This window comes from Salipiger bermudensis HTCC2601 (genome assembly GCF_000153725.1).
GTDB classification, from domain to species: Bacteria; Pseudomonadota; Alphaproteobacteria; order Rhodobacterales; family Rhodobacteraceae; genus Salipiger; species Salipiger bermudensis.
In genome coordinates this window covers 1,741,515-1,768,209 of sequence record NZ_DS022276.1, presented here as the reverse complement: position 1 = coordinate 1,768,209, position 26,695 = coordinate 1,741,515, and the positions used below count along the sequence as shown (strand labels likewise).

Below are 26,695 nucleotides of genomic sequence, written 5' to 3'. Positions count from 1 at the left end.
TCTGGCCAAAAATATCCCGGGGGAGTCCGCGCCCCGCGCGGACGGGGGCAGCGCCCCCCTCCTCCTTCGAGGTCAATGCACCGTGCAAACCATGCATGGATCGAAACTCCGCACCACGTGCTGCACCATCACCGGCGTGGTCTCGCCCTCGCCCACCGGCGCCCCCACCAGCGCCGCCTCGACCGGCCCCGGCACGCCGCCGGCATCGCGCGGCGAGAAATTCCACGTCGTCGGCGCCACGATCTGGTAGCGCGTTATCCGCCCCTTCTCGACCGTGATCCAGTGCCCCAGCGCGCCGCGCGCCGCCTCGACGAGCCCCACACCCGAGCCCTCGCGCAGCGCCGGCGCCGGGTCCATGAACACCGCCCCAGGATCCAGCGCCGCCGCCCAGTCCTCGAGCCAGAGCACCGTGCGGGCGATCTCGAGCAGCCGCCCCGCGATGCGCGCCCGCACCGAGCCCTCCCCGGCCAGCGCCAGCGCCAGCGGGTGCCCGTCGAGCACCTGCCGCGCCAGCGCGCCGACCTCGACCGTGCGCCCGCCCAGACGCGGCGCCTTGCACCAGCTGTAGCTCGGCTCGGCCATGTCCTCGTCGGGCAGCGTCGCGCCCTGCGCCGGATGCGCCGCCTCGCCCAGCATCCAGGCGTGGCTCACATCCTCGACGATCTCGCCCGGATCGAAGGCGGAGACCGACCCGTCCTCCCAGACGCCGGCCCCGGTCACGCGGCCCTCGGCCAGCGGATAGGCCCCGCAGGAGAGATACCGCTTCGGCCCCACGCCGATCCCGTCCAGCCCCAGATCCGCCGAGATCTCCGAGAACAGCGCCACGTCGCCGCCGGCCCAGCCCTCGTACCCAGACACCGAGCCCAGCGCCGCGAAGGCCTCCAACGACCCGCCGAAGAGCTCGCGCTCGAGCACGCGCCTAGCGGCGCGCAGGGTGGTCTGGATGCGGATGCGGTCGCGCGCATCGGGCGCGCGGGTGACCCCGCCGGGCTGGATCGCCAGCGTGTGCGGCCACTTGCCGCCCAGAAGCCCCACGATGTGGAAGAGCTGCGCCCGCGCCTCGATCAGCGGCCGCACCGCCGAACCCTGCTGCGCGGTGTAGCGCGCCACCGCGCGGTCGTGCCACGTGCGCCCGGCATAGACGGGCCGGGCAAAGTCCGGCATGAAGAACAGCGCGAAATGGCTGATGTGATCGCAGAGGTTCTCCACCCCGTGCAGGATCGCCGCCGCCAGCCGCCCCTGTGGCGGCATCGTCACCCCGCCGGCATCGGCCAGCGCCAGCGCGGCCGCCGCCGACTGGCTGATCGAGCAGATGCCGCAGATCCGCGGCGTCAGGGTCAGCGCGTCGCTTGGCGCCTTGCCCTGCAACATCATCTCGAAACCCCGGAACAGAGGCGAGTTGGCCCGCGCCTCCGAGACCCGGCCGTCGGTCACGTCGAGGCGGATCTCGAGATCGCCCTCGACACGGTTGAACGGGCCGACCAGCAGCTGCCTGTCGCTCATTTGCGGGCCTTCACGCTTGGCGCCTGTACGAGGCGGTCGGAATGGGCGTTGCGCTCGATGCGCTGCGGTGTCGCGGCTTTGGACAGCGAGGCCAACGCCATGAACCACGCCTTCGGCATGTCCGAGGGCAGCCCTACCGGGATGCCCGCGATGGTCGGCGTCTCGGTGAACGGGTGACCGGGTTCTTCGAATTCCGGCGCCGTGCAGGCGATGCAGGGGTAATTCCCGCGCGTGCACGATCCCTCGCCATTCCACGGGCGGATGTTGCAATCGCCAACCGCCTGCGTGCCGACGCAGCCCAGATGCTCCATCATGCAGCCCATCTCGCAAAGCGTCCGGGCGCTGGCCTTGTACTCGTAGAACTCGTTCTTGGTGCAGCCGTGATGCACCAGGTGATCGGCGTAGAAGCGCGGCCGGGCGAGCACGTCGAGATCGCCCGCGCCCAGCGCCCCGCCCGCCAGCATCAGCAGCGTCTCGGTGACCCAGGCGGGATGCGTCGGGCAGCCCGCCACGTTGATCACCGGCAGGCCGGAGCGGCTGGTGAAGCCCTCGTCGAGCGCCGCGCCCTTCTGGCGGCCGTCATATTGCAGCCCCACCGCGCCCGCCGGGTTGCCGCCCGCCGCGGTGATGCCGCCAAACGCCGCGCAGGTGCCCACCGCCACCACGTGCTCGGCCATCGGCGCCAGCGCCCGCACCCAGTCGAGCATCGAGCGCCCGGTGCCGGCCAGCATGTGGAACTTGCCCGTGCCGCGCGGGCCTGTGACGACCGAGCCCTCGAAGCACAGCACGTCGAGCGCGATCTCGCCGCGCTCCACCGCGCGCAGCAGCGCCTGCACCTCGCAGCCGGTCTCGACCGAGAGCGACGGGTGCCAGAGGAACTCGATGCCGGCATCGCCCAGCGTGTCGAGCACGTTGGGGTTCTCGGCGCAGAGCAGCGACATGGTGCAGCCGCCGCAGCCGGCCGATTGCAGCCAGAGGATATTCATTCAGGCCTCTCCCGGTGTGTCCGCCAGCGGCAGGTCGAGCACGAAGACCGCCCCCGGCCCTGGCAGCAGCGAAAGCTGCCCGCCATGTTCATCGGCGATCTTGGCGCTGATGGAAAGCCCAAGCCCGGTGCCCTTGCCCACCGGCTTGGTGGTGAAGAACGGGTCGAACACCGCCGCGCGCTGTTCGTCCGGAATGCCGGGACCGTTGTCCGACACGGTCATCCGTGCCCGTCCGCCCTGCACGGCGAGATCAATGCGGACCTCCGGTGCCGCGCCCCCGTCCACCGCGTCGAGCGCGTTCTGCACGAGGTTCATCACGATCTGCTGGATATGGCCCGGCACGCCAAGCACGCGCAGGCTGTCTTCGCCAGTAAACGCCACCGTGACGCCGGACTTGGCACCGCGCTCGACCCAGCGGGCGCCGACGCGCGCGGTCTCGGCCAAGTCGAAGACCACCTTCTCGCCGCTGCCTTCCGAGGACAGGCGGCGCAGGTCGGCGACGATGTCGCGCACCCGCTCGGCACCCTCGCGTGCGCCGTGGATCGCGGTCGAGAGATTGCCCAGCGCGCGCTCGAGCTTGAGCTCGCTGCGCAGCCGCACCAGCTCGTCGCGGCTGGCACCGGACTGGACCTGTTGGAAATAGGTCTCGAACTGGCCGACATATTTCTCCAGCGCATGGGTGCTGGCATAGACGAAGCTGATCGGGTTGTTGAGCTCGTGCGCCACCCCCGCCAGCAGCCGCCCCAGCGAGGCCAGCTTCTCGTTGCGCACGATCTGGCTCTGCGCCTGCTTGAGCTGCTCGTGGCTCAGCTCGAGCTCGGCATAGGCGCGGCGCAGCTCGCCCAGCGGGCGCCCGCTGAGCACCGCGCCGCCGAAGCGGTCGCGCGCGTCGAGCCGGGGCGACAGCACGATGTGGAACGGCTGCGCGCCGGTCTCGGTGGGGATGCTGGCCTCGAAATCCGCCACCGCGTGGTTCATGCGCAGCTGGTTCAGCGCCGCGCCGATCTGCGCCGCGCCCTCGGCATCGAAGATCTCGGCCACCGGGCGGCCGAGCACCTCAGGCGCCCCGCCACTGACCAGCGCGAAGAGCGACTCGCTGGCCTCGGCGACGCTGCCGTCGCGGTCGATCACGATGAGCACGTCGCTCACCGAATGCAGCACGCCTTCAATGAGATGCTTGGCGGCGGTCAGCTCGGCATTCTGGTGCTCGAGCTGTTCCTGATGCGCCACCAGCTCGGAATAGGTCTGGTCGACGGCGCGCAGCACCGACTGCCATGCCTCGTCGGTCATGGCATTGGGGTCGTCCTGGGTCAGCGCGTCGGGCCCTTCCATGACGGCGATACTATGCGCGGCACAAGCGGCGTGGCAATCGGCGCGCGCCACCCCTGATCACAACGTGACCGGCCACAGGACCTGCGCAGAATTTATCCATTTTCGCCAGATGCTTCCTCTCGACGGCAGCAATGGCGCGCGGTTCCTTGACAGCCCCCTTGTGCCGGTCAAACTCCGCCCGAACCCGCCCAGGGCGGACAAAAAGATCAGCAAGGAGCAGCCCCTCATGGACAGCAACGGCATCCCCGAACACGTCTCTCGCGACGTCCATGTGGGCATCTTCGACCTCGACGGGCTGTTCCGCCACAAGCTGATGGACAGCAGCAAGGCCGACAAGCTGATCGAGAAGGGCTACAGCTTCTGCGACGTGCTGCACGCCTGGGACAGCGCCGAGAAGACATGGGACGACAGCGAGACCTATATCGACCGCCCGGCACAGATCTTCCCCGAGACCCGCCGGCACTGGCCCTTCGGCGCCGATGCCGAGGTGATGGTCGCGGACTTCACCGGCGAGTTCGGCAAGAAATCCCCCCGCAACCAGCTGCTCAAGCATCTTGCCAAGGCCGAGGCGATGGGCTTCGACGTCACCGCCGCTTTCGAATACGAGTTCTTCCTGCTCGACGAGACTGCCGACAGCCTGCGCGAGAAGCGCTATCGCGACCTGCAGCATTTTGCCAAGGCCAACCGCACCTACTCGCTGCAATCGGCGGCCGCCTATGGCGACCTGTTCGACGGGCTGCGGCAATGCATGAGCCTGATGGATATCGGCCTCGACAGCCTGCATACCGAGCTTGGGCCGGGCTGCTTCGAGGCCCCGCTCACGGTGGCTTCGGGCGTCAAGGCGGCGGATGACGCGGCGCTGTTTCGCAATTTCGCGCGAGCCTATTTCGCCCGCAACGCGCTGACCACCGTGTTCATGTCCAAGCTCTCGCCCGAGCTTTCGGGCCAGTCCGGGCATTTCCACATCTCACTGCAGAAGGACGGCGCACCGGCGTTCTCCGATCCCGACGCGCCGGACGGGCTGTCGCAGACGGCACGGCATTTCCTCGGCGGGGTGCTCGAGCTGATGCCCGAGATGCTGGTGCTGACGGCGCAGACGGTCAACGCCTACAAGCGACTGGTGCCCGGGGCCTGGGCGCCGACATGGGCAAGCTGGGGCGTGCAAAACCGCACCGCCGCGGTGCGCATCATCAACGACAGCCCCGAGGCGACGCGCATCGAGTTCCGCGTGCCCGCGGCAGACTCCAACCCGCACGCGGTGATGGCGCTCTGCCTCGCCGCCGGTCTGCGCGGGATCGAGACCGGGGCCGAGCCGCCCGCCCCGGTCAAGGGCAGCGCCTACGAAGTGCAGCCCGCCGCCAGCGCACGGTTCCCGCGCGATCTCGTCGAGGCCACCGACCGGCTCGAGGCCAGCGAGGCAGCGCGCTCGCTCTTTGGCGACAGCTTCGTCGATCACTTCGTGCGCTCGCGCCGCTTCGAGGTGCAGGATTACCTGCGCCACGTGACCCAGTGGGAGATCGAGCGCTATATCGAGCTGTTCTGAGCGCCGCCTCACCGGCTGTTGATGCGGCGTGACCCGCGCGCCCCGCCGCGCGGGTTTCCTTTCCCGGAACGCCTGCCAAATCTTGTGACACGCAAATCGCAGGAGTCCGCCATGCTGTCGCGCCGACACTTCTCTCTCGCCCTCGCCGGCAGCCTCGCCGCGCCGTCGCTGCTGCGCGCCCAGCAAAGCACAGACGAGATCCGCGACCTCGCGGTCGATCTCGACCAGTTGCACTCGATCCAGATCCGCCGCGGCGACGAGACGCTGCTGGCCGAGGCCCCGCGCGGCCCCGGTCTGACCCGGGTCGCCAATATCAAGTCCTGTTCAAAGAGCGTGCTTGCGCTGATCCTCGGCGCGGTGATCGACGAGGGCGGCATCGAGAGCGTCGAGGCGCGGCTCGGCGATGTCGCCCCGAGCCTGATCCCGTCGGGGGCCACCGAGGGCGTCGAAGACCTCACCATGCGTGATCTCGTCACCCTGCGCGCCGGGCTCGAGCGCACCTCGGGGGCGAATTACGGTGCCTGGGTCAGTTCCTCGAACTGGGTCGCCTACGTGCTGCGCCAGCCGCGCGTGGCCGAGAATGGCGGCCAGATGATCTATTCCACCGGCACCACGCATCTTCTGGGGGCCGCGATCGCCACTGCCACCGGCGACAGCCTGCTGACACTTGCGCGGCGCCACCTCGGCACCCCGCTCGGCATCGAGATCCCGCCCTGGACCCGCGATCCGCAGGGCTTCTACTTTGGCGGCAACGAGATGGCGCTGACGCCCCAGGCGATGCTGCGCGTGGCCGTCGCCATGCGCGACGGCGGACGCTACGACGGCGCGCAGGTGCTGCCCGCCGACTGGGTCGACGCCTCGCAAGAGGCCCGCACCCGCTCGCGCTGGTCCGGTCTCGGCTATGGCTACGGCTGGTTCCTGAGCGACAGCGGCTGGATCCTCGGGCGCGGCTATGGCGGGCAGGTGATCGCCGCCCACCCGGAGCGCGATCTCGCCGTCGCCATCACGTCGGACCCGACGCGTCCGGCCCGCTCGGGCGGCTATTTCGGCGACCTGATGGGGCTGCTCGACGGGCCGATCATCGCGCTTGGCTGAGCTTGGCGCCCGAAGCCTTGGAATATATCCCGCACGAATGAACCCTGTGGTGGGGCACCGGCACTAACCCGGTATCCAGAACGAGATGGTCTGGGCCAGACACCACCACAGGAGACCTTTGCATGAAACTTCTCACCCTGATCGCCGGCGCCGCCCTGTCCGTCGCCGCAACCACCGCCATCGCGGCCCCGGCCGGCATGTCCGGCGGCGGCGTTCTCGTCGATGGCGAGGGCATGACCCTCTACATCTTCGACAAGGACGCGCCGGGCACCAGCAACTGCTACGACGGCTGCGCCGCAAGCTGGCCGCCGTTCGTCGCCAAGTCGGGCGCCAGCGCCGAGGGCAACTTCAGCCTCGTGACCCGCAAGGACGGTGCCGAGCAGTGGGCGTTCAAGGGTATGCCGCTGTACTACTGGGCCGGCGACAGCGCACCGGGCGACGTCAATGGCGACGGCGTCGGCGGCGTCTGGCACGTGCTCAAGTAAGCCGTTCACCTGTCCCCATGCTCCCCGCGCACGGCCCGGTCGCCCAAGAGGCTGCCGGGCCGTTTTGCGCTCTGCGCCCGGAGGCGCATTTCGCTTCGGGACACGGCCTTTGTTCTCAAACCGCCTGCTTTTCAGGCAATCAAGCCGCAACCACGGATTGATTTTCGAAAAAATCGAATATCGCGTCGATTACAACGGCGATTACAACGGTGGCGACAACGCTTCGTGAGAGGCGAATGATGTATGTATATAAACGAGCCACTTAGAACTTGCGCTCAAGACCGAACCGGCGTCTCACCTCGGCGGCGCGGCATCAACCGGAAGATGAAGTCTCTGACCAGCTCCGCGAAAGCGCGGGTGGATCGCCAGGCCAGACGCGATCCCGCCACGCCGGGGCTGTGACGGCGCTCATCTTTCACCTTCGCGGTGGACCGCCCGAGCGGCGCGCGAAGCGATGCCATCGCGGCCCGGGCAGGTCTCGTCCGGATGCACATTTCCACTCCGGTTTCCGGGTGCCCAAAATTTCTGTTGATCCGATGAACCATTTTCAATCGTCGGGGCACCTATCACCGCAGACAGCAAAGCGATGATTTGGCATGCGCATATTCAATTCCCTCCGGGCCGCCCGTACCGGCCCAAAGCCCAGAACCGACGAGGCCTTGCTGGCTGCCGTCGCCGAAGGCGACGTCACAGCGTTCGAGGAACTGCATCGGAAGTACTTTCCCAAACTGATGCATTTCGCGAGGCGCATCACCGACAACGCCGAGTCCGCCGAGGAGGTCGCCAACGATGCGTTGATGACCGTGTGGCGCACCGCCGACCGCTTTCAGGGGCTGTCGAAGCCCTCGTCGTGGATCTTCGGGATCGCCTACCGGATGTCGCTCAAGCAGCGCCAGAAGCTCGGCAAGCGCAAAGGAGACGTGGAATTGGACGAAGGGCTTGTGGCCGACGGCAGCGACACCGAAACTGCGGTGATGCACAAGAAGGATCTCGCTGCCGCGCTCCAGCAACTGACACCGGAATTGCGCGCGGTTGTGGAGCTCACCTATTATAATGGCTATCTCTATACGGAGATCGCGGAAATCCTCGAGTGCCCGGTGGGCACCGTGAAGACGCGCATGATGACGGCACGCAAACGCCTGCGCGAGATGCTGTCGGACGAGGCGCACCAGAGTTCGGAGAACGCAGTTGCATGATTCCAACCACATCCCGAGGTCAGACGCCTACGAGACCGCTTGGGAGCTGATCCCGTGGTACGTCAACGGCAGCCTGCCCGAGGACGAGGCAGAGCTGGTCAGACACCAGGCCCGTGTCTCTCCGCAATTCGCCGCCGAAGTCGCCCGACAGCACGACCTCGCCCAGCAGGTCGCCACCGTCGACCCTTCTGAAGCCCCCGTCGACCGCAGTTGGGAAAAGCTGCGCGCCCAGATCGACGCCGAGGCGGCGGCGCGCGCGCCGGTGCCGCAGTCCAAGGGCTGGTTCGCCGGTCTGCGCGGGGGCTACGCGCTCGGAGGGCTTGGCGTCGCCGCCTGCGTGCTGCTCGCGGTGATCCTGTTCCAGCCGGTCGGCGACGACTACCAGACCCTGACAAGCGGCGCCGATGCCGACCATGCGGTCAAGTTCCAGCTTGCCAGCGATCTGGCCGAGGACGACCTGACGCAGCTGCTCGCCGCGCATGGTCTGACGCTGCTCGATGGCCCCTCCGAGACCGGCGTCTACACCGCCGCCGCCGCCCCGGAAGCCGATCTCGCAACCGCCGCGCAGGCGCTGATGGCCACCTCCGAGGTCCTGTTCGCCGCCCCCAACGAGTGATCCCCATGCTGCGTGTCATCGTCTCGCTTCTCCTCGCCACGCTCCTGCTTGCCACCCCCTTGCGGGCGCAGCAGGCGCCGCCCTGGCGGCTGGTTCCGGCCGATGGCATCGCCACGCAGACCCACCTCATCCTCACCGTGCCGCTGGCGGAGCCCGACGCGCTGAGCGCCGTCGCCGCCGAGATCGAGGCGCGCTTCGACGTCACCCTTACCGCCGAATGGCCGTTGCAATCTCTGTCCGTGCATTGCCTCGTGGTCGACACCGCCGGCACGCCGGATCTCGATGCTCTGATCGCCCGGATGCAGGCCGATGCGCAGATCCGCACGGTGCAGCGGATGAACGACTTCCAGGTGTTCGAGGTGCTCTACCGCGACCCGCTGCTGCCGATGCAGAGCGCGCTCAAACAGATCAACGCCGCTGCGGCCCACCGGCTCAGCACCGGCGCGGGGGTGCGCGTCGGCGTCATCGACAGCGCCATCGACAGCGATCACCCGGACCTTGCGAACCGGCTCGCCGACCTGCGCGATTTCGTCGGCAATGCGCAGGGAAGCGCCGCCGAGCCGCATGGCACCGCCATTGCCGGCATCATCGCCGCCGATGCCGACAACGAGATCGGCATGATCGGCGTCGCTCCGCAGGCGCAGTTGATCGGGTTGCGCGCCTGCTGGCAGCCGCAGGGGATGGGCGGTCGCTGCAACAGTTTCTCGCTGGCGCGGGCGCTGAACTTCGCCATCCTCAACGACGTGCACGTGCTGAACATGAGCCTCGGCGGCCCGCCGGACCCGCTCTTGCAGGAGCTGGTCGAGGCGGCGGAGGCTGCCGGGATGATCGTCGTGGCCGCCTGGGGCGAGAGCCCCGAGCCCACCTTCCCCGCCTCGCTGCCGGGGGTGATCGCCGCAGGGCACGGCACCGAGCGGCAGATCCCCGCCCCGGCGGTCGACGTGATCAGCGCCGCCCCGCATAACGATTACCGCTACGTCTCCGGCTCTTCCGTCGCCGCCGCCCATGTGAGCGGCGTCGTGGCGCTTCTGCGCGCCCGGCACCACGACCTCGCCGCCCCCGACATCGCCCACGCCCTGCATGGCGCGGTGGTAATGCATGGCGATGTGCCGATGGTCGACGCCTGCGAGGCGCTGCGCGCGGTCGAGGCCTCTGCCCCGGCCTGTCACGACTGAGCCGCGCCGCCTCGGCGAAATAATTTCCCCATGAAATGAACCTCGCTCTCTGCTCCGGGCACCTACGGGATGACCGGAGCAGAGACAGGCCGGGCGCTCTCCCCCGCCCCCGCCTCTCCGCTCCGGCGCAACGACGCCAACCGAGAGAGGCCCTGCCATGTTTGCCCGCGCAGTTCTGACGATCCTGAGCCTGATGATCACCGCCCTGCCGCTACACGCGCAGGGCAGCGACCGCACCGTCGCTCTCGTGGTCTCCGTGGGCGATGGCGGGGCCCGGGCCGACGCGGTGCAGACCCAGCTCCAGCTGATGGGCGCCGAGACCCTGCGCGCCGCCGATCCCAACAATGCCGAACTGCGCTCGATCCTGCAGCGCTTCGCCCGAGAGGCCGAGGATTCCCGCGCCACCTTCGTCTATCTCGACGCGCCCGCGGTGACCTTCGAGGGGCGCGACTACGTGCTGCCTGCCGAGGCCACGCTGGCCCGCTCGACCGACCTCTTCACCCAGGCGATTCCGACGCTGGCCTTCGCCCGCTCCGCTGCGCTCTCCGAGCAGGGCGGCGCCGTGGTGCTGACCGTGACCGCCCCGCCCACGGGCCTTCCGGGCGGCATCAGCAAGGTCGTGCGCGCGCCCGATGCGGTCCCCGGCGCAGGGGCCGTGGTGGTGGCCGAGATCGGCGCATTCGGTCCGGTGCTGACGGTGCTCGAAGACGCCGCCAGGCAGGAGGAGGTCGATCTCGGCACCATCCTGCGCGGCATGTTCACCAAGGACGGCGTGACGCTGTCCGACCTGCCCTCGAACCGCATCCTGCTGCGCGCCGCCCCTGAGCCAGAGCCGGCACCGGAGCCCGAAACACCCGAAGCCGCCGCTGTACCCGCCCCGGCCCCCGCGTCGCAGCCCGCACCGGTGATCGCGGCGACGCCCGAACCCCAGGCCCCCGCCGAGACCGTCGAGGAGCTGCGCATCCTCGAGCAGTCGCTCTCGCGCTCGGCCAAGCGCACCATCCAGCGCGAGCTGCGCGCCGAGGGCTTCTACCGTGGCCTCGTGGACGGGATCTTCGGCCCGCAGACCCGCGAGGCGATCACCGCGTTCCAGCAGAGCCGCTCCGAAGACACCACCGGCGTGCTCAACCGCCGCCAGCTTCTCGACCTCAGTTCCTGATCCCGCGCGGGCTTCGGCCCGCCTGTTCCCACCCCGCGCGAGGACGCGCAAACCCCAAGGAGTCACCCAATGGGCCTGCGTTTCAAATACAACATCGTCCTGCTTCTGGCCTGTATCATCGGCATCGGTGCCGCCGCCGGCCTTTCCTACCGCTTCGTGCAGGACTCGGCGGTGGACGAGATCGAGGACTCCATCCGGCTGCTGCGTGCCAACGCGCTGGCGGTGCGCTCCTACACGCTCACCAATATCGACCCGCTGCTCTCGGACGACAACGACATCCTGTTCCTGCCCGAGACCGTCACCTCCTTCGCGGCGCGCTCGGTCTTTGCCAACGTGCAGGAGCACTTCCCCGAGTTCAGCTACAAGGAAGCCGCGCTCGATCCGACCAACCCCGCCGACCTGCCGACGCCGCTCGAGAAGGACCTGATCGACCAGTTCCGCGCCGATCCCTCGCTCGAGCAGCTCTCGACCGTGGTCGACCGCGAGGACGGGCGCTTCCTCACCGTGGCCTTCCCGCTGACCATCTACCAGGAGGGCTGCCTGCGCTGCCATTCGACCCCCGAGGCCGCGCCGCCCGCCATGGTCGATCTCTACGGCCCCGATCACGGCTTCGGCTGGGAGCTGGGCGAGACCGTGGGCGCGCAGATCATCTCGGCGCCGATGTCGATCGCCGACAAGCGCGCGCTCGAGACCGGGATCATCCTGATCGTGGGCCTCGCCGGGGTGTTTCTGCTGGTCTTCGTTCTCACCAACCTGATGCTCGGACGGATCGTGCTGCGCCCGGTGCGGCGCATGTCCGAGGTCGCCGAGAAGGTCAGCATGGGCGATTTCTCGGTCGAGGAGTACAAGAAGCCGGGCCGCGACGAGATCAGCTCGCTCTCGGTCTCGTTCAACCGGATGCGCCGCAGCCTCGAACGCGCGATGAGCATGATCGATGTCTGATGCGACCGTCATCGTGCCCGGCGGCGGGCGCCGCATGGTCGGCAAGTACCGCATCGACGGGGTGCTGGGCGAGGGCGCCATGGGCGTGGTCTATGCCGGGCAGGATCCGGACATCGACCGCCCCGTCGCCATCAAGACCATCCACCAGCACCTGATCGGCAGCGAGGGCAGCCAGGACTGGCTCGACCGCTTCGGCCGCGAGGCCCGCGCCGCGGGCCGGGTGCAGCACGCCAACCTCGTCACCGTGTTCGACTTCCTGCAGCAGGACGGCCTGCCCTACCTGGTGATGGAGCGGGTGCGCTCGGTGACCCTCGAGGATCGGCTGACCGAGGGCACGCGCCTGCCGCTCGAGGAGATCCACGCGATCTTTGCCCAGATCCTCGCCGGTCTCTCGGGCATCCACGCCGCCGGGATCGTGCACCGCGATCTCAAGCCCGCCAACGTCATGCTGACCGATGACGGCACCGTGAAGCTCACCGATTTCGGCATCGCCCGCCTGACCGCGATGGAGGCCACCAGCGCCGGTATGATCGGCACGCCCTCCTACATGGCGCCCGAGCAGCTGAGCGGCGCCGAGGTCGATGCCCGCGCCGACATCTATGCCTGCGGCGTGGTGCTTTACGAGCTGCTGACCGGGCGCAAGCCCTACAAGGGCGGCGGCGTCGAGGCGCTGTTCGCGGCGGTGCGCAGCGGCCAGGCACCGCGCCCCGGCGAGATCGTCGAGAGCCTGCCCGCCGAGGTCGACCACGTGGTGATGACCGCGATGCATGTCGATCCGGAAAAGCGCTATGCCAGCGCCGAGGGCATGCGCGCGGCGCTGGCGGCAATCCTGCCCGCCGCCGACCGCACCGGCCTGATCGAGGCCGCGCCCAGCGCGCGCGCCCCCGACGCCACGCTGACCGAAACCATGCTCACCCGGATGAGCGGCGGCACGCTGGCGCGGCTCGAGCAGCACCTCACCGGCAGCCTCGGCCCGATGGGCCGGGTGATCGCCCGCCGCGCCGCCGCCAAGGCCGCGACCACGGAACAGCTCATTGCCGCCGTTCTGGCCGAGTTCGAAGACGAGGCCGAACGCATGACCCTGCGACGCGCCATCGAAAGCGCGCTGTCGCAGGACGCCACGGGACTCGGCACCGCACCGGGCCTTCCCGACGCCGCGCTCACCCGCCTCACCGATCTGCTGAAGCCGCATCTCGGCCCCATCGCCCCGGTGCTGGTGCGCAAGAGCGCCCGCAAGGCCGCAAGCCTCGAGGCGCTGGCGCAGACGCTCTCCGAGGCGATCTCCGACCCCGACGAGCGCGCGCTCTTCCTGCGCGCCGCCCTGACCTGACCTGACCTGCGAAAGGCTCCGCCATGCTTGATCTCGATCCCTGCCTCGCCGCCCTCGACGCCGACGCGCCGAGCGGCCCGGATCTCGAATACGACCCCGAGTTCACCGCCCTGGAACTGGCCAACGCGCCGGGCGAGGAACGCGTCATCGGCGATGCGGTGATCCCCGCCGAAGACCCGGACTTTGCCGAGGTCGCCCGCGCCGCGACCACGCTTCTGGGCCGCAGTCGCGACCTGCGGGTGGCGGTGATCCTTGCCAATGCCACGCTGCGCACCGAAGGGCTCACAGGCTTCGAGACGGTGCTGGGCTACATCCGCAACGGGCTCGAGGACCACTGGGACAGCGTGCACCCGCAGCTCGACGCCGAGGATGACGACGACCCCACGATGCGGGTCAACGCGGTGCTTGGGCTCACCGACCGCGCCACGGTTCTGGCCGCCCTGCGCGCCGCGCCCCTGGCCGAGAGCCGCGCCTTCGGGCAGGTCTCTCTGCGCGACGTGAAGATCGCCGAGGGCGAGCTGCCGGCACCCGGCGAGGGCGAGGTGCCGACCCCGCAGACCATCGCCGCGGCCTTCATGGACAGCGACGCCGCAGCACTCGCCGCCCGCGCCGAGGCGGCCGAGACCAGTCTCGGGCACGTGCGCGCCATCTCTGCCGCCTTCGACGGCCATATCGGCAGCGACGGGCCGGACCTCGAGCCCCTCGAGCGTGTCTTGCGCGAAATTGTCCGGCGCTTCTCGGAGCATGTGGCCCCGCCGGCGGACGACGCGGGCGAGGAGATCCCGGAGATGGAGATCGGCGAGGCTTTCGATACCGCCCCGACCGCCCCCGCGCCTCGGGTCGCGCCAATGGCAAGCGCGTCCGGCGCCATCGCCTCGCCCGAGGATGTGAAACGCGCCATCGACCGGATCATCGACTACTACGCACGCACCGAACCCTCGAGCCCCGTGCCGCTGCTGCTGACCCGCGCGCGCCGGCTCGTCTCGGCGGATTTCCTCGCGATCATGAAGGACATGGCCCCGCTCGGCGTGGAGAACGTCGCGCTGATCGGCGGGCTCGAGGACGAAGACGAAGATTAATCCGAGCCCGCGTGAACCTTTCCGGTTTGCGCGGGCACTCATTTGCAGACCAACACGGGAGCCCAGAGCATGGCCGACAGCAGTCAGAAATTCGTGGCCCGAAATCGCGCGCCACGCGTCCAGATCGAATATGACGTCGAACTCTACGGCGCCGAGAAATCCGTCCAGCTGCCCTTCGTCATGGGCGTGATGTCGGACCTCTCGGGCAAGTCGGCAGAGCCGCTTCCGGCGGTGGCCGACCGCAAGTTCCTCGAGATCGATGTCGACAACTTCGACGACCGGATGTCGTCGATGAAGCCGCGCGCCGCCTTCAACGTGCCCAACTCGCTGACCGGCGAGGGCAATCTCGCCGTCGACATCACCTTCGAGAGCCTCGACGATTTCGCGCCCGACGCCATCGCCCGCAAGGTCGAGCCGCTGCGCAAGCTGCTCGAGGCGCGCACCCAGCTTTCCAACCTGACCACCTACATGGACGGCAAGACCGGCGCAGAGGAGCTCGTCACGAAGCTCCTGCAGGATCCGGGCCTGCTCAAGGCCCTGGCCTCGACCCCGGCACCGTCCTCCGAGACCGAGGACTAGGCCATGACCGAGATGCAGACCAACGCGGCCCGCGACGCCGCCGCAGAGACCGCCTCCGAGACCCTGTTCAGCGATGGCGAGTTCGCCGCCCTGCTGGAAAAGGAATTCCGCCCGAAATCCGACCAGGCCCGCAGTGCCGTGGAAGAGGCGGTCCGCACGCTGGCCGAGCAGGTGCTGGTGAACGAGACGCTGGTCTCGGACGACGCCCTGCGCTCGATCGAGGGCATCATCGCCGAGATCGACCGCAAGCTCACCGAACAGGTCAACCTCGTGCTGCACCACAAGGATTTCCAGCAGCTCGAAAGCGCGTGGCGCGGGCTGCACTACCTCGTCAACAACACCGAGACCGACGAGCAGCTGAAGATCCGGGTGCTCAACGTCTCGAAGAAGGACCTCTCGAAGACCCTGCGCAAGTTCAAGGGCACCGCCTGGGACCAGTCGCCGATCTTCAAGAAGCTCTACGAAGAGGAATACGGCCAGTTCGGCGGCGAGCCCTATGGCTGCCTCGTGGGCGATTACCACTTCGACCACAGCCCCAAGGATGTCGAGCTTCTGGGCGAGATGTCGAAGGTCGCCGCATCGGCGCACGCGCCGTTCATCGCCGGCGCCGATCCGTCGCTGTTCCAGATGGACAGCTGGTCCGAGCTTGCCAACCCGCGCGACCTGTCGAAGATCTTCCAGACCCCGGAATACGCCGCCTGGCGCTCGCTGCGCGAAAGCGAGGACAGCCGCTATCTCGGCCTTGCCATGCCGCGCTTCCTCGGCCGTCAGCCCTATGGCGACAAGACCGAGCCGGTCGAGGCCTTCGCCTTCGAGGAAGACACCGAGGGCGCCGGCTCGGAGAATTACTGCTGGGTCAATGCCGCCTACGGCATGGCGCGCAACATCACCCGTTCGTTCAAGGAATACGGCTGGTGCACGCGCATCCGCGGGGTGGAATCCGGCGGCACGGTGGACAACCTGCCGACCCACAGCTTCCCCACCGACGATGGCGGCGTGGACATGAAATGCCCGACCGAGATCGCCATCTCGGACCGCCGCGAGGCGGAGCTGGCGAAGAACGGCATGATGCCGCTGGTGCACCGCAAGAACACCGACATGGCCGCCTTCATCGGCGCCCAGTCGCTGCAGAAACCGGCGGAATACGACGATCCCGATGCCTCGGCCAACGCCAACCTCGCGGCGCGGCTGCCCTATCTCTTCGCGACCTGCCGCTTCGCGCACTACCTGAAATGCATCGTGCGCGACAAGGTCGGCTCGTTCCGCGAGCGCGACGAGATGCAGGAATGGCTGCAGAACTGGATCAACAACTACGTCGACTACAACGCCGAGACCTCGCCCGAGGACGTCAAGGCGCGCCATCCGCTGGCCGCCGCCGAGGTGCTGGTCGACGAGGTCGAGGGCAATCCAGGCTACTACGCGTCGCGCTTCTTCCTGCGGCCGCATTACCAGCTCGAAGGGCTCTCGGTCTCGCTCCGGCTGGTGTCGAAGCTGCCCTCTCAGAAGGGCGAATGACCCGCTCGCCGCTCACGGATCCGGCATCACCGATCGAGCTTCACTGATCCCCCCGGGCCCGGGGCATGTTCCCGGGCCGCTCTCCCCCCACCAAGACCCAACCATTCTGACGAAAGGACACTCCAATGGCGTTCGACGCTTACATGTACTTCCCCGGCCAGTCCCGGGTGCAGGGCGAAACCCACGACGAGGCGATGGCCGCAAAGAAGGCCTTCGAGATCGTCTCGTTCAACTTCGGTGCCGAGAACAACATCAACATCGGCTCGGCCACCGGCGGCGGCGGCGCGGGCAAGGCCTGGTTCAAGGACTTCGAGGTCGCAAAATCGACCGACACCGCCTCCTGCGGCCTGTTCAGCACGCTGTGCAACGGCACCCATTTCGACGAGGCCATCATCGAGCTGCGCCGCTCCGGCGGCAGCGCCAGCGCCTCGGGTTCCACCTTCATGAAGTTCCACTTCAAGCTCGTCATGGTCAAGGACATGACCTGGGAAGGCTCGGACGGCGACGACAACTGCAACGAGACCGTCATCTTCAACTACGGCGCAATCAAGGTCGAGTATTACAAGCAGGACAAGACCGGCAAGCTCTCCAAGGCCTCCGGCGACCAGGGCGAGACCAAGTTCAGCCAGGTCAAGAACAAGGCCGACTATATCGTCTGAGCCCTCCACCGTCCGGGCGCGGTGCTGCGCCCGGACGATCCCATCTCCCCACCGCCCCCTCCTGCCCGAAAGGTTCTTTCATGCGTGCCGAAACGCTTCTCAGAGACGGCGACCCCGATGCCGCGCTGGCGGCGCTCAGCGAGGCGGTCCGCGACGCCCCGCAGGAGGCACGCCTGCGCGTGTTCCTCTTCCAGCTGCTCTGCGTGCAGGGCGACTGGCCCCGCGCCATCCAGCAACTGCGCACCGCCGCCACGCTCGATCCCAAGGCCGGCACAATGGCGCAGATGTACCGCGCCGCGATCATCTGCGAGCGCCAGCGCGAAGAGGTCTTCGCCGGCCAGCGCGCGCCGATGGTGCTGGGCGAGCCCGACGACTGGATCGCCGCGCTGATCGAGGCGCTGAAGCTGCACGCCCACAAGGAATACGCCGCCGCCGAGGAGCTGCGCGGCCGCGCCTTCGAGGCTGCCCCCGCCCTGCCCGGCACGCTCGACGGTGCGCCCTTCGGCTGGATCGCCGATGCCGATCCGCGGCTCGGCCCGGTCTGCGAGCTGATCGTCAACGGGCGCTACTACTGGGCCCCGTTTTCGGCCATCCACCGCATCACCCTCGAGCAGCCCGCCGACCTGCGCGACCGGGTCTGGATGCCCGCCACCGTGCAGTGGGGCAACGGCGGCAGCGATCTCGCCCTGATCCCCACCCGCTACCCCGGCTCGGCCACCAGCCCCGACCCGCGCCACAGGCTCTCCGCCGCCACCGGCTGGCAGATGGAGGGCGACCGCGTGCTCGGTGGCCTCGGCCAGCGCCTTCTGGCCACCGACACCGGCGAGTGTGCCCTCATGGATTTGCGCGAGCTGACCATCGGTCCGGCCCCGGCCACCCTTGAGGTCTCGCAGAGCGACGAGGCCCGCCATGGCTGACCGCATGCTGGCCGAACGCCTGCAGCCCTCGCTGCTCGACCGGCTCACCGACGAGGCGCCGGACCGCGCCACCGACACCGCCTCGACGCGGGTGATCGACGTCAGCCGCCTGCGCCAGATCATCCAGCGCGATCTCGCCTGGCTGCTGAACTGCGCCAATCTCGAGGCCGAGCACGATCTCGAGGCGTTCCCGCATGTCGCCGGATCGGTGCTGAACTACGGGCTGCCCGCCGTCTCGGGCCGCAGCGAGACCCGCCGCCGTGCCGAGGCGCTGCGCCAGGCGATCCGCGGCGCCATCGAGCGCTTCGAGCCGCGCATCCTGCCCCAGAGCCTCGAGATCGTCGTGCGGCAGGAACGCGCGAACTCCGGCGCCATCGTCTCGTTCGACATCCGCGGAGAGCTCTGGGCCGAGCCGCTGCCGGTCGATCTCTACCTGCGCACCGCGCTCGACATGTCGACCGGTGAAGTCTTCGTCAGCCGGCAGGGGTAACGCACATGGATTCCCGCCTTCTGCGCCATTACGAGGCCGAACTCGGCTATCTCCGCGAGATGGGTGCCGAGTTCGCCGAGGCCTATCCCAAGATCGCCTCGCGGCTCGGTATGGACCAGCTCGAGGTCATGGATCCTTATGTCGAGCGGCTGCTCGAGGGCAGCGCCTTCATGGCCGCGCGGGTGCAGCTCGAGCTCGAGCAGCAGTACCCGGCCTTCACCCAGAACCTGCTCGAGATCGTCTACCCGCATTTCCTCGCGCCGACGCCGTCGATGATGGTGGCACGGCTGCAACCCGACACCGCGCAGGGCGGGCTTGCCGAGGGCTTCACCCTGCCGCGTGGCACGCAGATGCGCGGACAGGTGCTCGAGGGCGAGCAGACTGCCTGCCGCTTCACCACCGCGCAGGACACGACCCTCTGGCCGCTGGAGATCACCCAGGCCGAGTATGTTGACGGCCGCTCCGAGCTGGTTGCGGCGGGTCTGGGCACCGGCAATCAGGCCAAGGCGGCGTTGCGCCTGCGGCTGGCACGCAGCGGTGGGGCGCCGATCTCGGCGCTGCCGCTCGACCGGCTCACGCTATTCCTCTCGGGCACCGGGGCCGAACCGTGGCGGCTCTACGAGGCGATCCTCGGTCAGGGCGTGGCGCTGGCCGGGCGTTCCACCGACCGTCGTGCCGACTGGTCGGTGCCGCTCGGGTGCGACATCATTCCCCGCGGTTTCGATCCCAAAGAGGCGCTGCTGCCGGTGCCCGGACAGTCCTTCGAGGGCTACCGGCTGCTGCAGGAATATTTCGCCATGCCGCAGCGCTTCTTCTTCATCGACCTCTGTGGTCTGCGCCCGGCGGTGCAACGCGCCGAGGGCAACGATCTCGATCTCTACATCCTGCTCGCCGAGGGCAACCCGGCGCTGAAATCGATCACGCCGGCGAGCTTCGATCTGCATGCGGTGCCGGCGATCAACCTCTTTCCCAAGCGCTGCGACCGGGTGCCGGTCTCGGGCCGCGAGATCGACCACCACGTCATTCCCGACCGCACCGCGCCGCTCGACTACGAGATCTACCGCCTCGACAGCGTCACCGGGATCGCCGGCGACGATGCCGACGACGTGCCCTTCCGACCGTTCTACAGCGCCGAGGATTTCACCCCCTTCGGAGACCAGCAGAACGCCTATTACAGCATCCGCCGCCGCATGCGGCAGCGCTCCGAGAAGCAGCGGCTGAAGGGCCAGCGCACCTCGTATCTCGGCAGCGATCTCTACCTCTCGCTCGCCGACCGGTCGCAGGCCCCCTACCCGGGACGCATCGAGCAGCTGGCGGTCACCGCTCTGTGTACCAACCGCGACCTGCCGCTTCTGACGCCGATCGGCGCGGGCAGCACCGATTTCTTCCTGCCCGACGGCGGCCCGGTGACCGAGATCCGCGCCATCGTGCCGCCGACCCGTCCGCGCCAGAGCCTCGCCGAGGGGCAGCGCGCGTGGCAGCTGATCAGCCACCTGAGCCTCAACTACCTGTCCATCGCCGACGCCGATCGCGGCACGGGCGCCGCCGCCCTGCGCGAGCTCGTGGGGCTTTACGCGCCGCTCGGCGATCCGTCGATGGCGGCCCAAATGGAGGGGCTGGTCTCGGTCGCCTCGCGACCCATCGTGCGGCGCATGGCCGATGGCGTGCTGTCGACCGCGGTGCGCGGGCTCGAGTTGCGGGTGGGCTTTGACGAGAGCTTCTTCGAGGGCACCGGATGCTACCTGCTGGGCGCGGTGCTCGAGGCGTTCTTCGCCAAGTACGTCTCGCTCAACAGCTTCACCGAGACCGTCATTCACTCACAGCAACGGGGAGAGATCGCGCGATGGATGCCGAGAAGCGGCCGCCGGATGCTGATCTGAGCCGTCTCGACGCGCTCAGGCAGCAGCCCCAGGCCCATCACCTGTTCCAGGCGCTGCGCGTCATCGAGGCGGCGCATCCCGACCGCCCGAGACTCGGCCGCTCGCGCAGGCCGGCGCAGGATCCGGTGCGCCTCGGACAGGCGCCGGAGCTGGCCTTCCCGCGTTCGACGGTCAGCGGCTTCGGCCCCGATCCGCGCACCGGGCGCGACCGGCTCACCCAGCAGGCCTTTGGCCTGTTCGGCCCGCACGGGGCGCTGCCGCTGCACCTGACGGAATACGCCCGCGACCGGCAGCGCAACAATGGCGACGGCGCGCTGGTGGGCTTTGCCGACATGCTGCACCACCGCATGCTGTCGCTGTTCTACCGCGCCTGGGCCAGCGCCGAGCCCGCGCCCTGCTTCGACCGCCCCGATGACGATCCCTTCGGCGAGAAGCTCGACGCGCTGGCCGGGGTCGCGGGGGACGCCTTCGACTGCCGCGATGCCATGCCCGACAGCGCCCGGCGCCATTTTGCCGGACTGCTCGGGGCCGCGCCGCGCAGCGAGGCCGGGCTGACCGCGATCCTGCGCCGGTTCCTTGGTGCCGAGGTCGAGATCGAGAGCTTCGTGGGCGCGTGGCTGCATCTCGAGCCGCAGGATCGCGGCACGCTCGGTGGCGCTGTTCTGGGCCAGAGCGCCAGCCTCGGCGAGAAGGTCTGGTCGCGCGAGGCCCGGTTCCGCATCCGCATCGGACCGCTCTCGCTCGAGGAGTACCGCCGCCTGCTGCCCGGCGGTCAGAGCCTCAAGCGGCTCGCGGCCCTGATCCGCACCTATGCCGGCGACACGCTCGACTGGGAGGCCAAGCTGGTGCTGCGCGCGCCCGAGGTGCCGCCCTCGCAGCTTGGCGGCAGCGCCCGGCTCGGCCTGACCAGCTGGATCGGCCAGCGCCCCGCCAACGACGCCGACGACCTCTCTCTCACCGCACCGCAACAGACGCAGCCCTGAGCCGCGCCGCGACACGTCGCAAGATATCAAGAAGGACCGCCCCATGACTGAGATCAGCCGCGTGGCCCTGTTCGGCAAGCTCAACAAGCTGGCCTATCAGAGCATCGAAAGCGCCACCGTGTTCTGCAAGATGCGGGGCAATCCTTATGTCGAGCTGGCGCATTGGCTGCACCAGATCCTGCAGGGGCAGGACAGCGACCTGCACCGCCTGATCGACGGGTTCGACCTTGACCCCGGCCGCGTCGCCGCCGATCTGGTGCGCGCGCTCGACGCGCTGCCGCGCGGCGCGACCGCCGTGTCGGACCTGTCGCCGCATCTCGAGGAGACGGTGGAGCGCGCCTGGGTCTATGCCTCGCTGCTATTCAACGCGGCGCAGGTGCGCACCGGCCACCTCGTTCTGGGCATCGTCAAGACGCCGCGCCTGCGCAACGTGTTGCAGTCGATCTCGCCCGAGTTCCGCAAGATCGGTGCCGAGGCGCTCTCCGAACGGTTCCACGCGCTGCTCGACGGCTCTCCCGAGGAGGCGACGACAGCGCCCTCCCCGGAGCGGTCCGACGAGGGCGCGCCGGCATCGCTGGGTGGCGGCGAGGCGCTCGCGCGGTTCTGCACCGACCTGACCGACAAGGCCCGCAGCGGCGAGATCGATCCGATCGTCGGCCGCGACGAGGAGATCCGCCAGATCGTCGACGTGCTCATGCGCCGCCGCCAGAACAACCCGATCCTCACCGGCGAGGCGGGCGTCGGCAAGACCGCCGTGGTCGAGGGCTTCGCCCTGCGCATCGCCCGTGGCGACGTGCCCCCGGCGCTGCGCGAGGCGCGGCTGCTGTCGCTCGACGTCGGCCTGCTGCAGGCCGGAGCCTCGATGAAGGGCGAGTTCGAAAATCGCCTGCGCGGGGTGATCGATGAGGTGCAGGCCAGCCCCGTGCCCATCGTGATGTTCGTCGACGAGACCCACACGCTGGTCGGCGCCGGAGGGGCCGCGGGCACCGGCGATGCCGCCAACCTGCTCAAGCCGGCGCTGGCGCGCGGCACGCTGCGCACCATCGGCGCGACGACGTGGGCGGAATACAAGAAGCATATCGAGACCGACCCGGCCCTCACCCGCCGCTTCCAGGTGGTGCAGGTGGCCGAGCCCGACGCGGCCAGGGCCGTGTTGATGATGCGCGGTGTTGCCTCGACGCTGGAACGGCACCACGGCGTGCAGATCCTCGACGAAGCGCTCGAGGCGGCGGTAAGCCTCTCGGCGCGCTACATCCCCGCGCGGCAGCTGCCCGACAAGTCGGTCAGCGTGCTCGACACCGCCTGCGCCCGCGTGGCGATCAGCCTGCATGCCGTGCCGGCGCCGGTGGACGATGCCCGGCGCCGCATCGACGCGCTCGAGACCGAGCTGGCGATCATCGCCCGCGACGCGAGCGCCGGGGCCCAAGTCGCCGAGCGCGAAGTGCGTGCCCGTGCCGCCCTCGCCGATGAGACCGCTCGTTTGGATGAGCTCACGGAACGCTGGGCGGAAGAAAAGGCGCTGGTGGCCGCGATCCTCGAGCTGCGCGCCCGGCTGCGCGAGGGTGCCCAGCCGGTCGACGCCCCCGCCGAGGCCGAAGCCGATGCGCCGCTCGCCGGCGCAGAGCGCGACGCGGTGCTCTCCGAGCTGCACGCCAGGCAGGCCGAACTGGCTGCGCTACAGGGCGAGGCGCCGCTGATGCTGCCGATCGTCGATGCACAGGCGGTGGGCTCGGTGGTGGCCGACTGGACCGGCATCCCGGTAGGCCGCATGGTCAAGGACGAGATCCGCACCGTGCTCAACCTCGCCACGCACCTCTCCAGCCGGGTGATCGGGCAGGATCACGCCATGGAGATGATCGCCAAGCGCGTGAAGGCCTCGCGTGCCGGGCTCGACAACCCGTCGAAGCCGGTGGGGGTGTTCCTGCTCGCCGGCACGTCGGGTGTCGGCAAGACCGAGACCGCGCTGGCGCTGGCCGAGACCCTCTATGGCGGCGAGCAGAACGTCATCACCATCAACATGAGCGAGTACCAGGAGGCCCACACCGTCTCGAGCCTCAAGGGCGCGCCTCCGGGCTATGTCGGCTACGGTGAGGGCGGCGTGCTGACCGAGGCGGTGCGGCGCCGGCCGTACTCGGTGGTGCTGCTCGACGAGGTCGAGAAGGCGCATCCGGACGTGCACGAGATGTTCTTTCAGGTCTTCGACAAGGGGATGATGGAGGATGGCGAGGGGCGGATGATCGACTTCCGCAACACGCTGATCCTGCTGACCTCGAATGTCGGCTCCGAGGTGATCATGGACCTCTGCGCCGATCCCGAGCTCATGCCGGCACCCGAGGGCATCGCCAAGGCGCTGCGCGAGCCGCTGCTCAAGGTGTTCCCGGCGGCGCTTCTGGGTCGGATGGTGACGATCCCCTACTACCCGCTCAGCCCCGACATGATCGGCGCGATCACCCGGTTGCAGCTTGGCCGCATCGAGAAACGAGTCGCCGCCACCTATTCCGTGCCGTTCAGCTATTCCGATGCAGTTGTCGAGACCATCGTCTCGCGCTGTCAGGAGCTCGAGAGTGGCGGGCGGATGATCGACGCCATCGTCACCAACACCATGCTGCCCGAGATCTCGACCGAGTTCCTCACCCGGATGATGGAGGGCGGCAAGGTCGGCCACGTCTCGGTCGACGTGGAGGGGAGCCAGTTTACCTACGCCTTCGGCTGACACCCCCAAACGCCTGCCAGACCGCCCTGCGTAACGCGCGGGGCGGTCCCGTCATGTCCGGCGACGGGCTTTGGGGGTGTTTTTTCTTCCAACGCGCGAACCCTCCGGCGCTCCCCCGGCACTAACGGGGTGACAACGGTCGCGGCAGCCCGCCCGACCAGCCGCAAAAAGACCGAGGGAGCGCCCATATGCCCAACAGCGATCAGACAGTCTTCGAGCCGGACCTTGCGTCTCAGGCACAGGTCGAGACGGAGAGCGCGCAGGATGCGGCGCTGCCCTTCGGCACCCTGAGCGCCGAGCGGCCCGAGGATCTCGATCAGCCCCGCGAGCGCTTCCGCATCGCCATCCTCGGCGACTTCTCCGCTCGCGCCAGCCGCGGCGAGCTGGCGATCGGCGATGACCTCGCATCCCGCCGGGCAATCCGCTTCGATGTAGATCGACTCGACGACGTGATCGCCGGCTTCGCCACCACCCTCACCCTGCCCATCGCGCGCGACGGCGGCGCCGTCGAGGTGCCCCTGCGCGAAATCGACGACCTGCATCCCGATGAGCTCTACGACAGTGTCGAGCTGTTCGAGGAGCTGGACTCGCTGCGCCAACGCGTCGCCCGCGGCGACAGCCGCGCCATGGCCGAGCTTCGGGACTGGGCCGAGGAGCATGGCCGCCCGATGCCTGCCAACCGCGCCCGCGCCAAGGGCAGCGCCGTGCCCGCCGACCGCCGCCTGAGCGACTTCCAGACGCTGATTGGCGACATGCAGGCGATCCGCCATGACACCGACGCCGCGGACGCGCTCATCGCCCGCATCGTCGGCCCGCACGTGCAGGCCGCCCCCGATCCGGCGCAGGACAGCATGATCGCCGCCATCGACGCGGCGCTCTCGGACGCGATGCGCACCGTCCTGCATCATCCCGATTTCCAGTCGGTCGAGGCGACCTGGCGCGCACTCGACTTCCTCGCCCGCCGCATCGAGACGGGTCCGACGCTCGAGGTCGTACTTTACGACGTCTCGGCCGAGGAATGGGCCGCCGACCTTTCGGCGCAGGAGGATCTGGCCGAGAGCGGCCTGTTCCGGATGCTCGCCGAAGCGCCCCGGCTCGACGCCCAGCACGGGCCGATCTCGGCGGTGTTCGGGCTCTACACGCTCGAGGAAACCCCGCCCCACGCCGCGCTGCTCGCCCGGATGGCCAAGATCTCCGCGTGGATGAACGCACCCTTCGTGACCGCGATCTCGCCGCGCTTCCTCGACACGCCGAAGCAGGACCGCCATCCGCTGGTGGCCGAGAGCTGGGACGCCCTGCGCGCCCTGCCCGAGGCGCGCCATCTCGGCATCGCCGCGCCGCGCTTCCTGCTGCGCCATCCCTATGGCCGCCGCACCGACCCGGTCGATCCGTTCGACTTCGAGGAGTTCAGCCTGCGCGAGGGGCTGCACGGCATGCTCTGGGCCAACCCGGCGGTGCTCTCGGCGGTGCTGATGGCGGCCAGCGTGACAAAATCCGGCAAGGACATGCGCCTTGGCGAGATCATGTCGCTGGGCGACATGCCGGTGCACGTGATGACCGACTCCCATGGCGATCAGGTCGCGCTGCCCTGCACCGAGCGCCTGCTCACCACCCGGACCATGGCCGAGGTCGTGACCCGTGGTTTCATGCCGCTCTTGTCGATCAAGGGCCGAAACGAGGTCCGACAGGGCTCGTTCCAGGCGCTTGGCGGCGACATGCTCGCCGGGCCCTGGGCGCTGACGCCGGGCAAGGGCAGAGGCGGCCACGAGACCAGCGTCGGCTTCGGCGCCGCGCTGGCCGGGGCGACCCCTGCCAAGACCAGCGCAGCCCCCTCGGACGAGAGCGCGGGCGACGACGAGATGGCCGCCTTCCGCAGCGACGAGGATCTGCCCGACATGGGCGGGGATGCGGATTTCCCCGACTTCGGCGCGGACGCGGGGCCGGTCGATTTCGACAGCGACAGCGGGCTTCCCGATTTCGACAGCCCCGACATGCCGGACTTCGGCAGCGACGACAGCTCCGACACGGGCGACTTCGACGCCGAGATGCCCGACATGGAGGCCAGCGCAGAGTGCGGCGCGGACGAGCTCCCCGCCTTCGACGACAGCGATCTCGACGACATGCTCGCGGCCTTCGGCGACGACACCGATGGCGCGGATGACAACGGCGACGACACCGAGATGGACCCCGCTCTCGCCGCGATGCTGGAGGACATGTGATGCGCGATTACCAACCCGACGACGGACAGGGCGGCGGCGACGGCATCGTGCTCGCCCGGATCGGCGACGCCTGCTGGCTGCTTGAGGGCGAGGCGTATCTCGACGCCATGCTCACCACCACCGACAGCTACCCGACCCCGGTGCGCTGCATCCCGCTGGCCTCGATGGAGGCGCTCGGCGCGCTTCTGCCCGAGGGCATCGAGACCGGCGCGCTCTGGGCCATCCACCCCGCCATCGTGGCGCGGCTCGAGCGCGACGGCCAGATCGTCGTGACGCCGCTGCCGGACGAGGGCTGAGCG

Annotated in this window: 23 protein-coding genes; 20 read left to right on the top strand and 3 right to left on the bottom strand. The window is 69.0% G+C overall.

From position 1 onward, the window contains the following. Positions 1-72: 72 nt before the first annotated feature. From R2601_RS08345 to R2601_RS08335, 3 genes are read right to left on the bottom strand one after another with little or no spacing between them, the layout of a single operon-like run. Positions 73-1,503, bottom strand: a complete 1,431-nt coding sequence (locus tag R2601_RS08345) for a nickel-dependent hydrogenase large subunit (RefSeq protein ID WP_007796497.1) — start codon at positions 1,501-1,503, stop codon at positions 73-75. Then, positions 1,500-2,489: an NADH-quinone oxidoreductase subunit B family protein gene (locus R2601_RS08340; protein WP_007796494.1), complete on the bottom strand. Its 990-nt coding sequence runs from the start codon at positions 2,487-2,489 to the stop codon at positions 1,500-1,502. The genes R2601_RS08345 and R2601_RS08340 overlap by 4 nt, the downstream gene beginning before the upstream one ends. Then, the gene (locus tag R2601_RS08335; protein WP_007796491.1) at positions 2,490-3,821 is read right to left on the bottom strand and encodes a sensor histidine kinase; all 1,332 of its coding nucleotides are present in this window, start codon (positions 3,819-3,821) and stop codon (positions 2,490-2,492) included. Between the two features lie 226 nt (positions 3,822-4,047). Here R2601_RS08335 and R2601_RS08330 point away from each other — a divergent pair, with 226 nt between their 5' ends. From R2601_RS08330 to R2601_RS08235, 20 genes are all read left to right on the top strand, one after another. Then, entirely contained in the window at positions 4,048-5,364 is a 1,317-nt protein-coding gene (locus tag R2601_RS08330) for a glutamine synthetase family protein (protein ID WP_110740055.1), read from the top strand. Between the two features lie 111 nt (positions 5,365-5,475). After that, positions 5,476-6,459 (top strand): serine hydrolase domain-containing protein, encoded by a 984-nt coding sequence (locus tag R2601_RS08325; RefSeq protein WP_007796486.1) that lies wholly within the window; start codon positions 5,476-5,478, stop codon positions 6,457-6,459. A gap of 122 nt (positions 6,460-6,581) precedes the next feature. After that, on the top strand, positions 6,582-6,944 hold the full coding sequence (locus R2601_RS08320) for a COG4315 family predicted lipoprotein (RefSeq protein ID WP_007796483.1): 363 nt from the start codon (positions 6,582-6,584) through the stop codon (positions 6,942-6,944). A gap of 596 nt (positions 6,945-7,540) precedes the next feature. Next, entirely contained in the window at positions 7,541-8,140 is a 600-nt protein-coding gene (locus tag R2601_RS08315) for an RNA polymerase sigma factor (protein WP_040544508.1), read from the top strand. Beyond that, the gene (locus R2601_RS08310; RefSeq protein ID WP_007796475.1) at positions 8,133-8,756 is read left to right on the top strand and encodes a hypothetical protein; all 624 of its coding nucleotides are present in this window, start codon (positions 8,133-8,135) and stop codon (positions 8,754-8,756) included. Before R2601_RS08315 ends, R2601_RS08310 begins: the two co-directional genes overlap by 8 nt. A gap of 5 nt (positions 8,757-8,761) precedes the next feature. Next, positions 8,762-9,931, top strand: a complete 1,170-nt coding sequence (locus R2601_RS08305) for a S8 family peptidase (RefSeq protein WP_007796472.1) — start codon at positions 8,762-8,764, stop codon at positions 9,929-9,931. 157 nt (positions 9,932-10,088) lie between these two features. Continuing rightward, positions 10,089-11,090, top strand: a complete 1,002-nt coding sequence (locus R2601_RS08300) for a peptidoglycan-binding domain-containing protein (protein ID WP_007796469.1) — start codon at positions 10,089-10,091, stop codon at positions 11,088-11,090. Positions 11,091-11,159: 69 nt separating this feature from the next. Then, positions 11,160-12,032, top strand: a complete 873-nt coding sequence (locus tag R2601_RS08295) for a c-type heme family protein (RefSeq protein WP_007796466.1) — start codon at positions 11,160-11,162, stop codon at positions 12,030-12,032. Continuing rightward, a complete protein-coding gene (locus R2601_RS25465; protein WP_007796464.1) occupies positions 12,025-13,362 on the top strand; it encodes a serine/threonine-protein kinase in 1,338 nt (445 codons plus the stop codon). Before R2601_RS08295 ends, R2601_RS25465 begins: the two co-directional genes overlap by 8 nt. Positions 13,363-13,385: 23 nt before the next feature. Beyond that, a complete protein-coding gene (tssA, locus tag R2601_RS08285) occupies positions 13,386-14,441 on the top strand; it encodes a type VI secretion system protein TssA (protein WP_007796457.1) in 1,056 nt (351 codons plus the stop codon). Positions 14,442-14,510: 69 nt separating this feature from the next. Further along, the gene (gene tssB, locus R2601_RS08280) at positions 14,511-15,020 is read left to right on the top strand and encodes a type VI secretion system contractile sheath small subunit (protein ID WP_007796454.1); all 510 of its coding nucleotides are present in this window, start codon (positions 14,511-14,513) and stop codon (positions 15,018-15,020) included. Positions 15,021-15,032: 12 nt separating this feature from the next. Then, positions 15,033-16,535, top strand: coding sequence for a type VI secretion system contractile sheath large subunit (tssC, locus tag R2601_RS08275; protein WP_110740054.1), 1,503 nt, complete (start codon positions 15,033-15,035; stop codon positions 16,533-16,535). A gap of 125 nt (positions 16,536-16,660) precedes the next feature. After that, positions 16,661-17,194: a type VI secretion system tube protein Hcp gene (locus R2601_RS08270; protein ID WP_007796447.1), complete on the top strand. Its 534-nt coding sequence runs from the start codon at positions 16,661-16,663 to the stop codon at positions 17,192-17,194. Positions 17,195-17,274: 80 nt separating this feature from the next. Continuing rightward, positions 17,275-18,111 (top strand): type VI secretion system accessory protein TagJ, encoded by an 837-nt coding sequence (locus R2601_RS08265; RefSeq protein ID WP_007796445.1) that lies wholly within the window; start codon positions 17,275-17,277, stop codon positions 18,109-18,111. Next, entirely contained in the window at positions 18,104-18,601 is a 498-nt protein-coding gene (tssE, locus tag R2601_RS08260; RefSeq protein ID WP_007796442.1) for a type VI secretion system baseplate subunit TssE, read from the top strand. Before R2601_RS08265 ends, tssE begins: the two co-directional genes overlap by 8 nt. A gap of 5 nt (positions 18,602-18,606) precedes the next feature. Then, positions 18,607-20,481: a type VI secretion system baseplate subunit TssF gene (gene tssF / locus R2601_RS08255; protein ID WP_007796439.1), complete on the top strand. Its 1,875-nt coding sequence runs from the start codon at positions 18,607-18,609 to the stop codon at positions 20,479-20,481. Further along, positions 20,445-21,464 carry a type VI secretion system baseplate subunit TssG gene (tssG, locus tag R2601_RS08250; protein ID WP_007796436.1) on the top strand — a complete coding sequence of 340 codons (1,020 nt, stop codon included), beginning with the start codon at positions 20,445-20,447 and terminating at the stop codon, positions 21,462-21,464. Before tssF ends, tssG begins: the two co-directional genes overlap by 37 nt. 43 nt (positions 21,465-21,507) lie before the next feature. Further along, complete coding sequence (gene tssH / locus R2601_RS08245) at positions 21,508-24,177, top strand: type VI secretion system ATPase TssH (RefSeq protein ID WP_007796434.1); 2,670 nt, start codon at positions 21,508-21,510, stop codon at positions 24,175-24,177. Positions 24,178-24,365: 188 nt separating this feature from the next. Beyond that, positions 24,366-26,396: a type VI secretion system contractile sheath domain-containing protein gene (locus R2601_RS08240; protein ID WP_007796429.1), complete on the top strand. Its 2,031-nt coding sequence runs from the start codon at positions 24,366-24,368 to the stop codon at positions 26,394-26,396. After that, complete coding sequence (locus R2601_RS08235; protein ID WP_007796426.1) at positions 26,396-26,692, top strand: hypothetical protein; 297 nt, start codon at positions 26,396-26,398, stop codon at positions 26,690-26,692. The genes R2601_RS08240 and R2601_RS08235 overlap by 1 nt, the downstream gene beginning before the upstream one ends. The last annotated feature ends 3 nt before the right edge of the window (positions 26,693-26,695 follow it).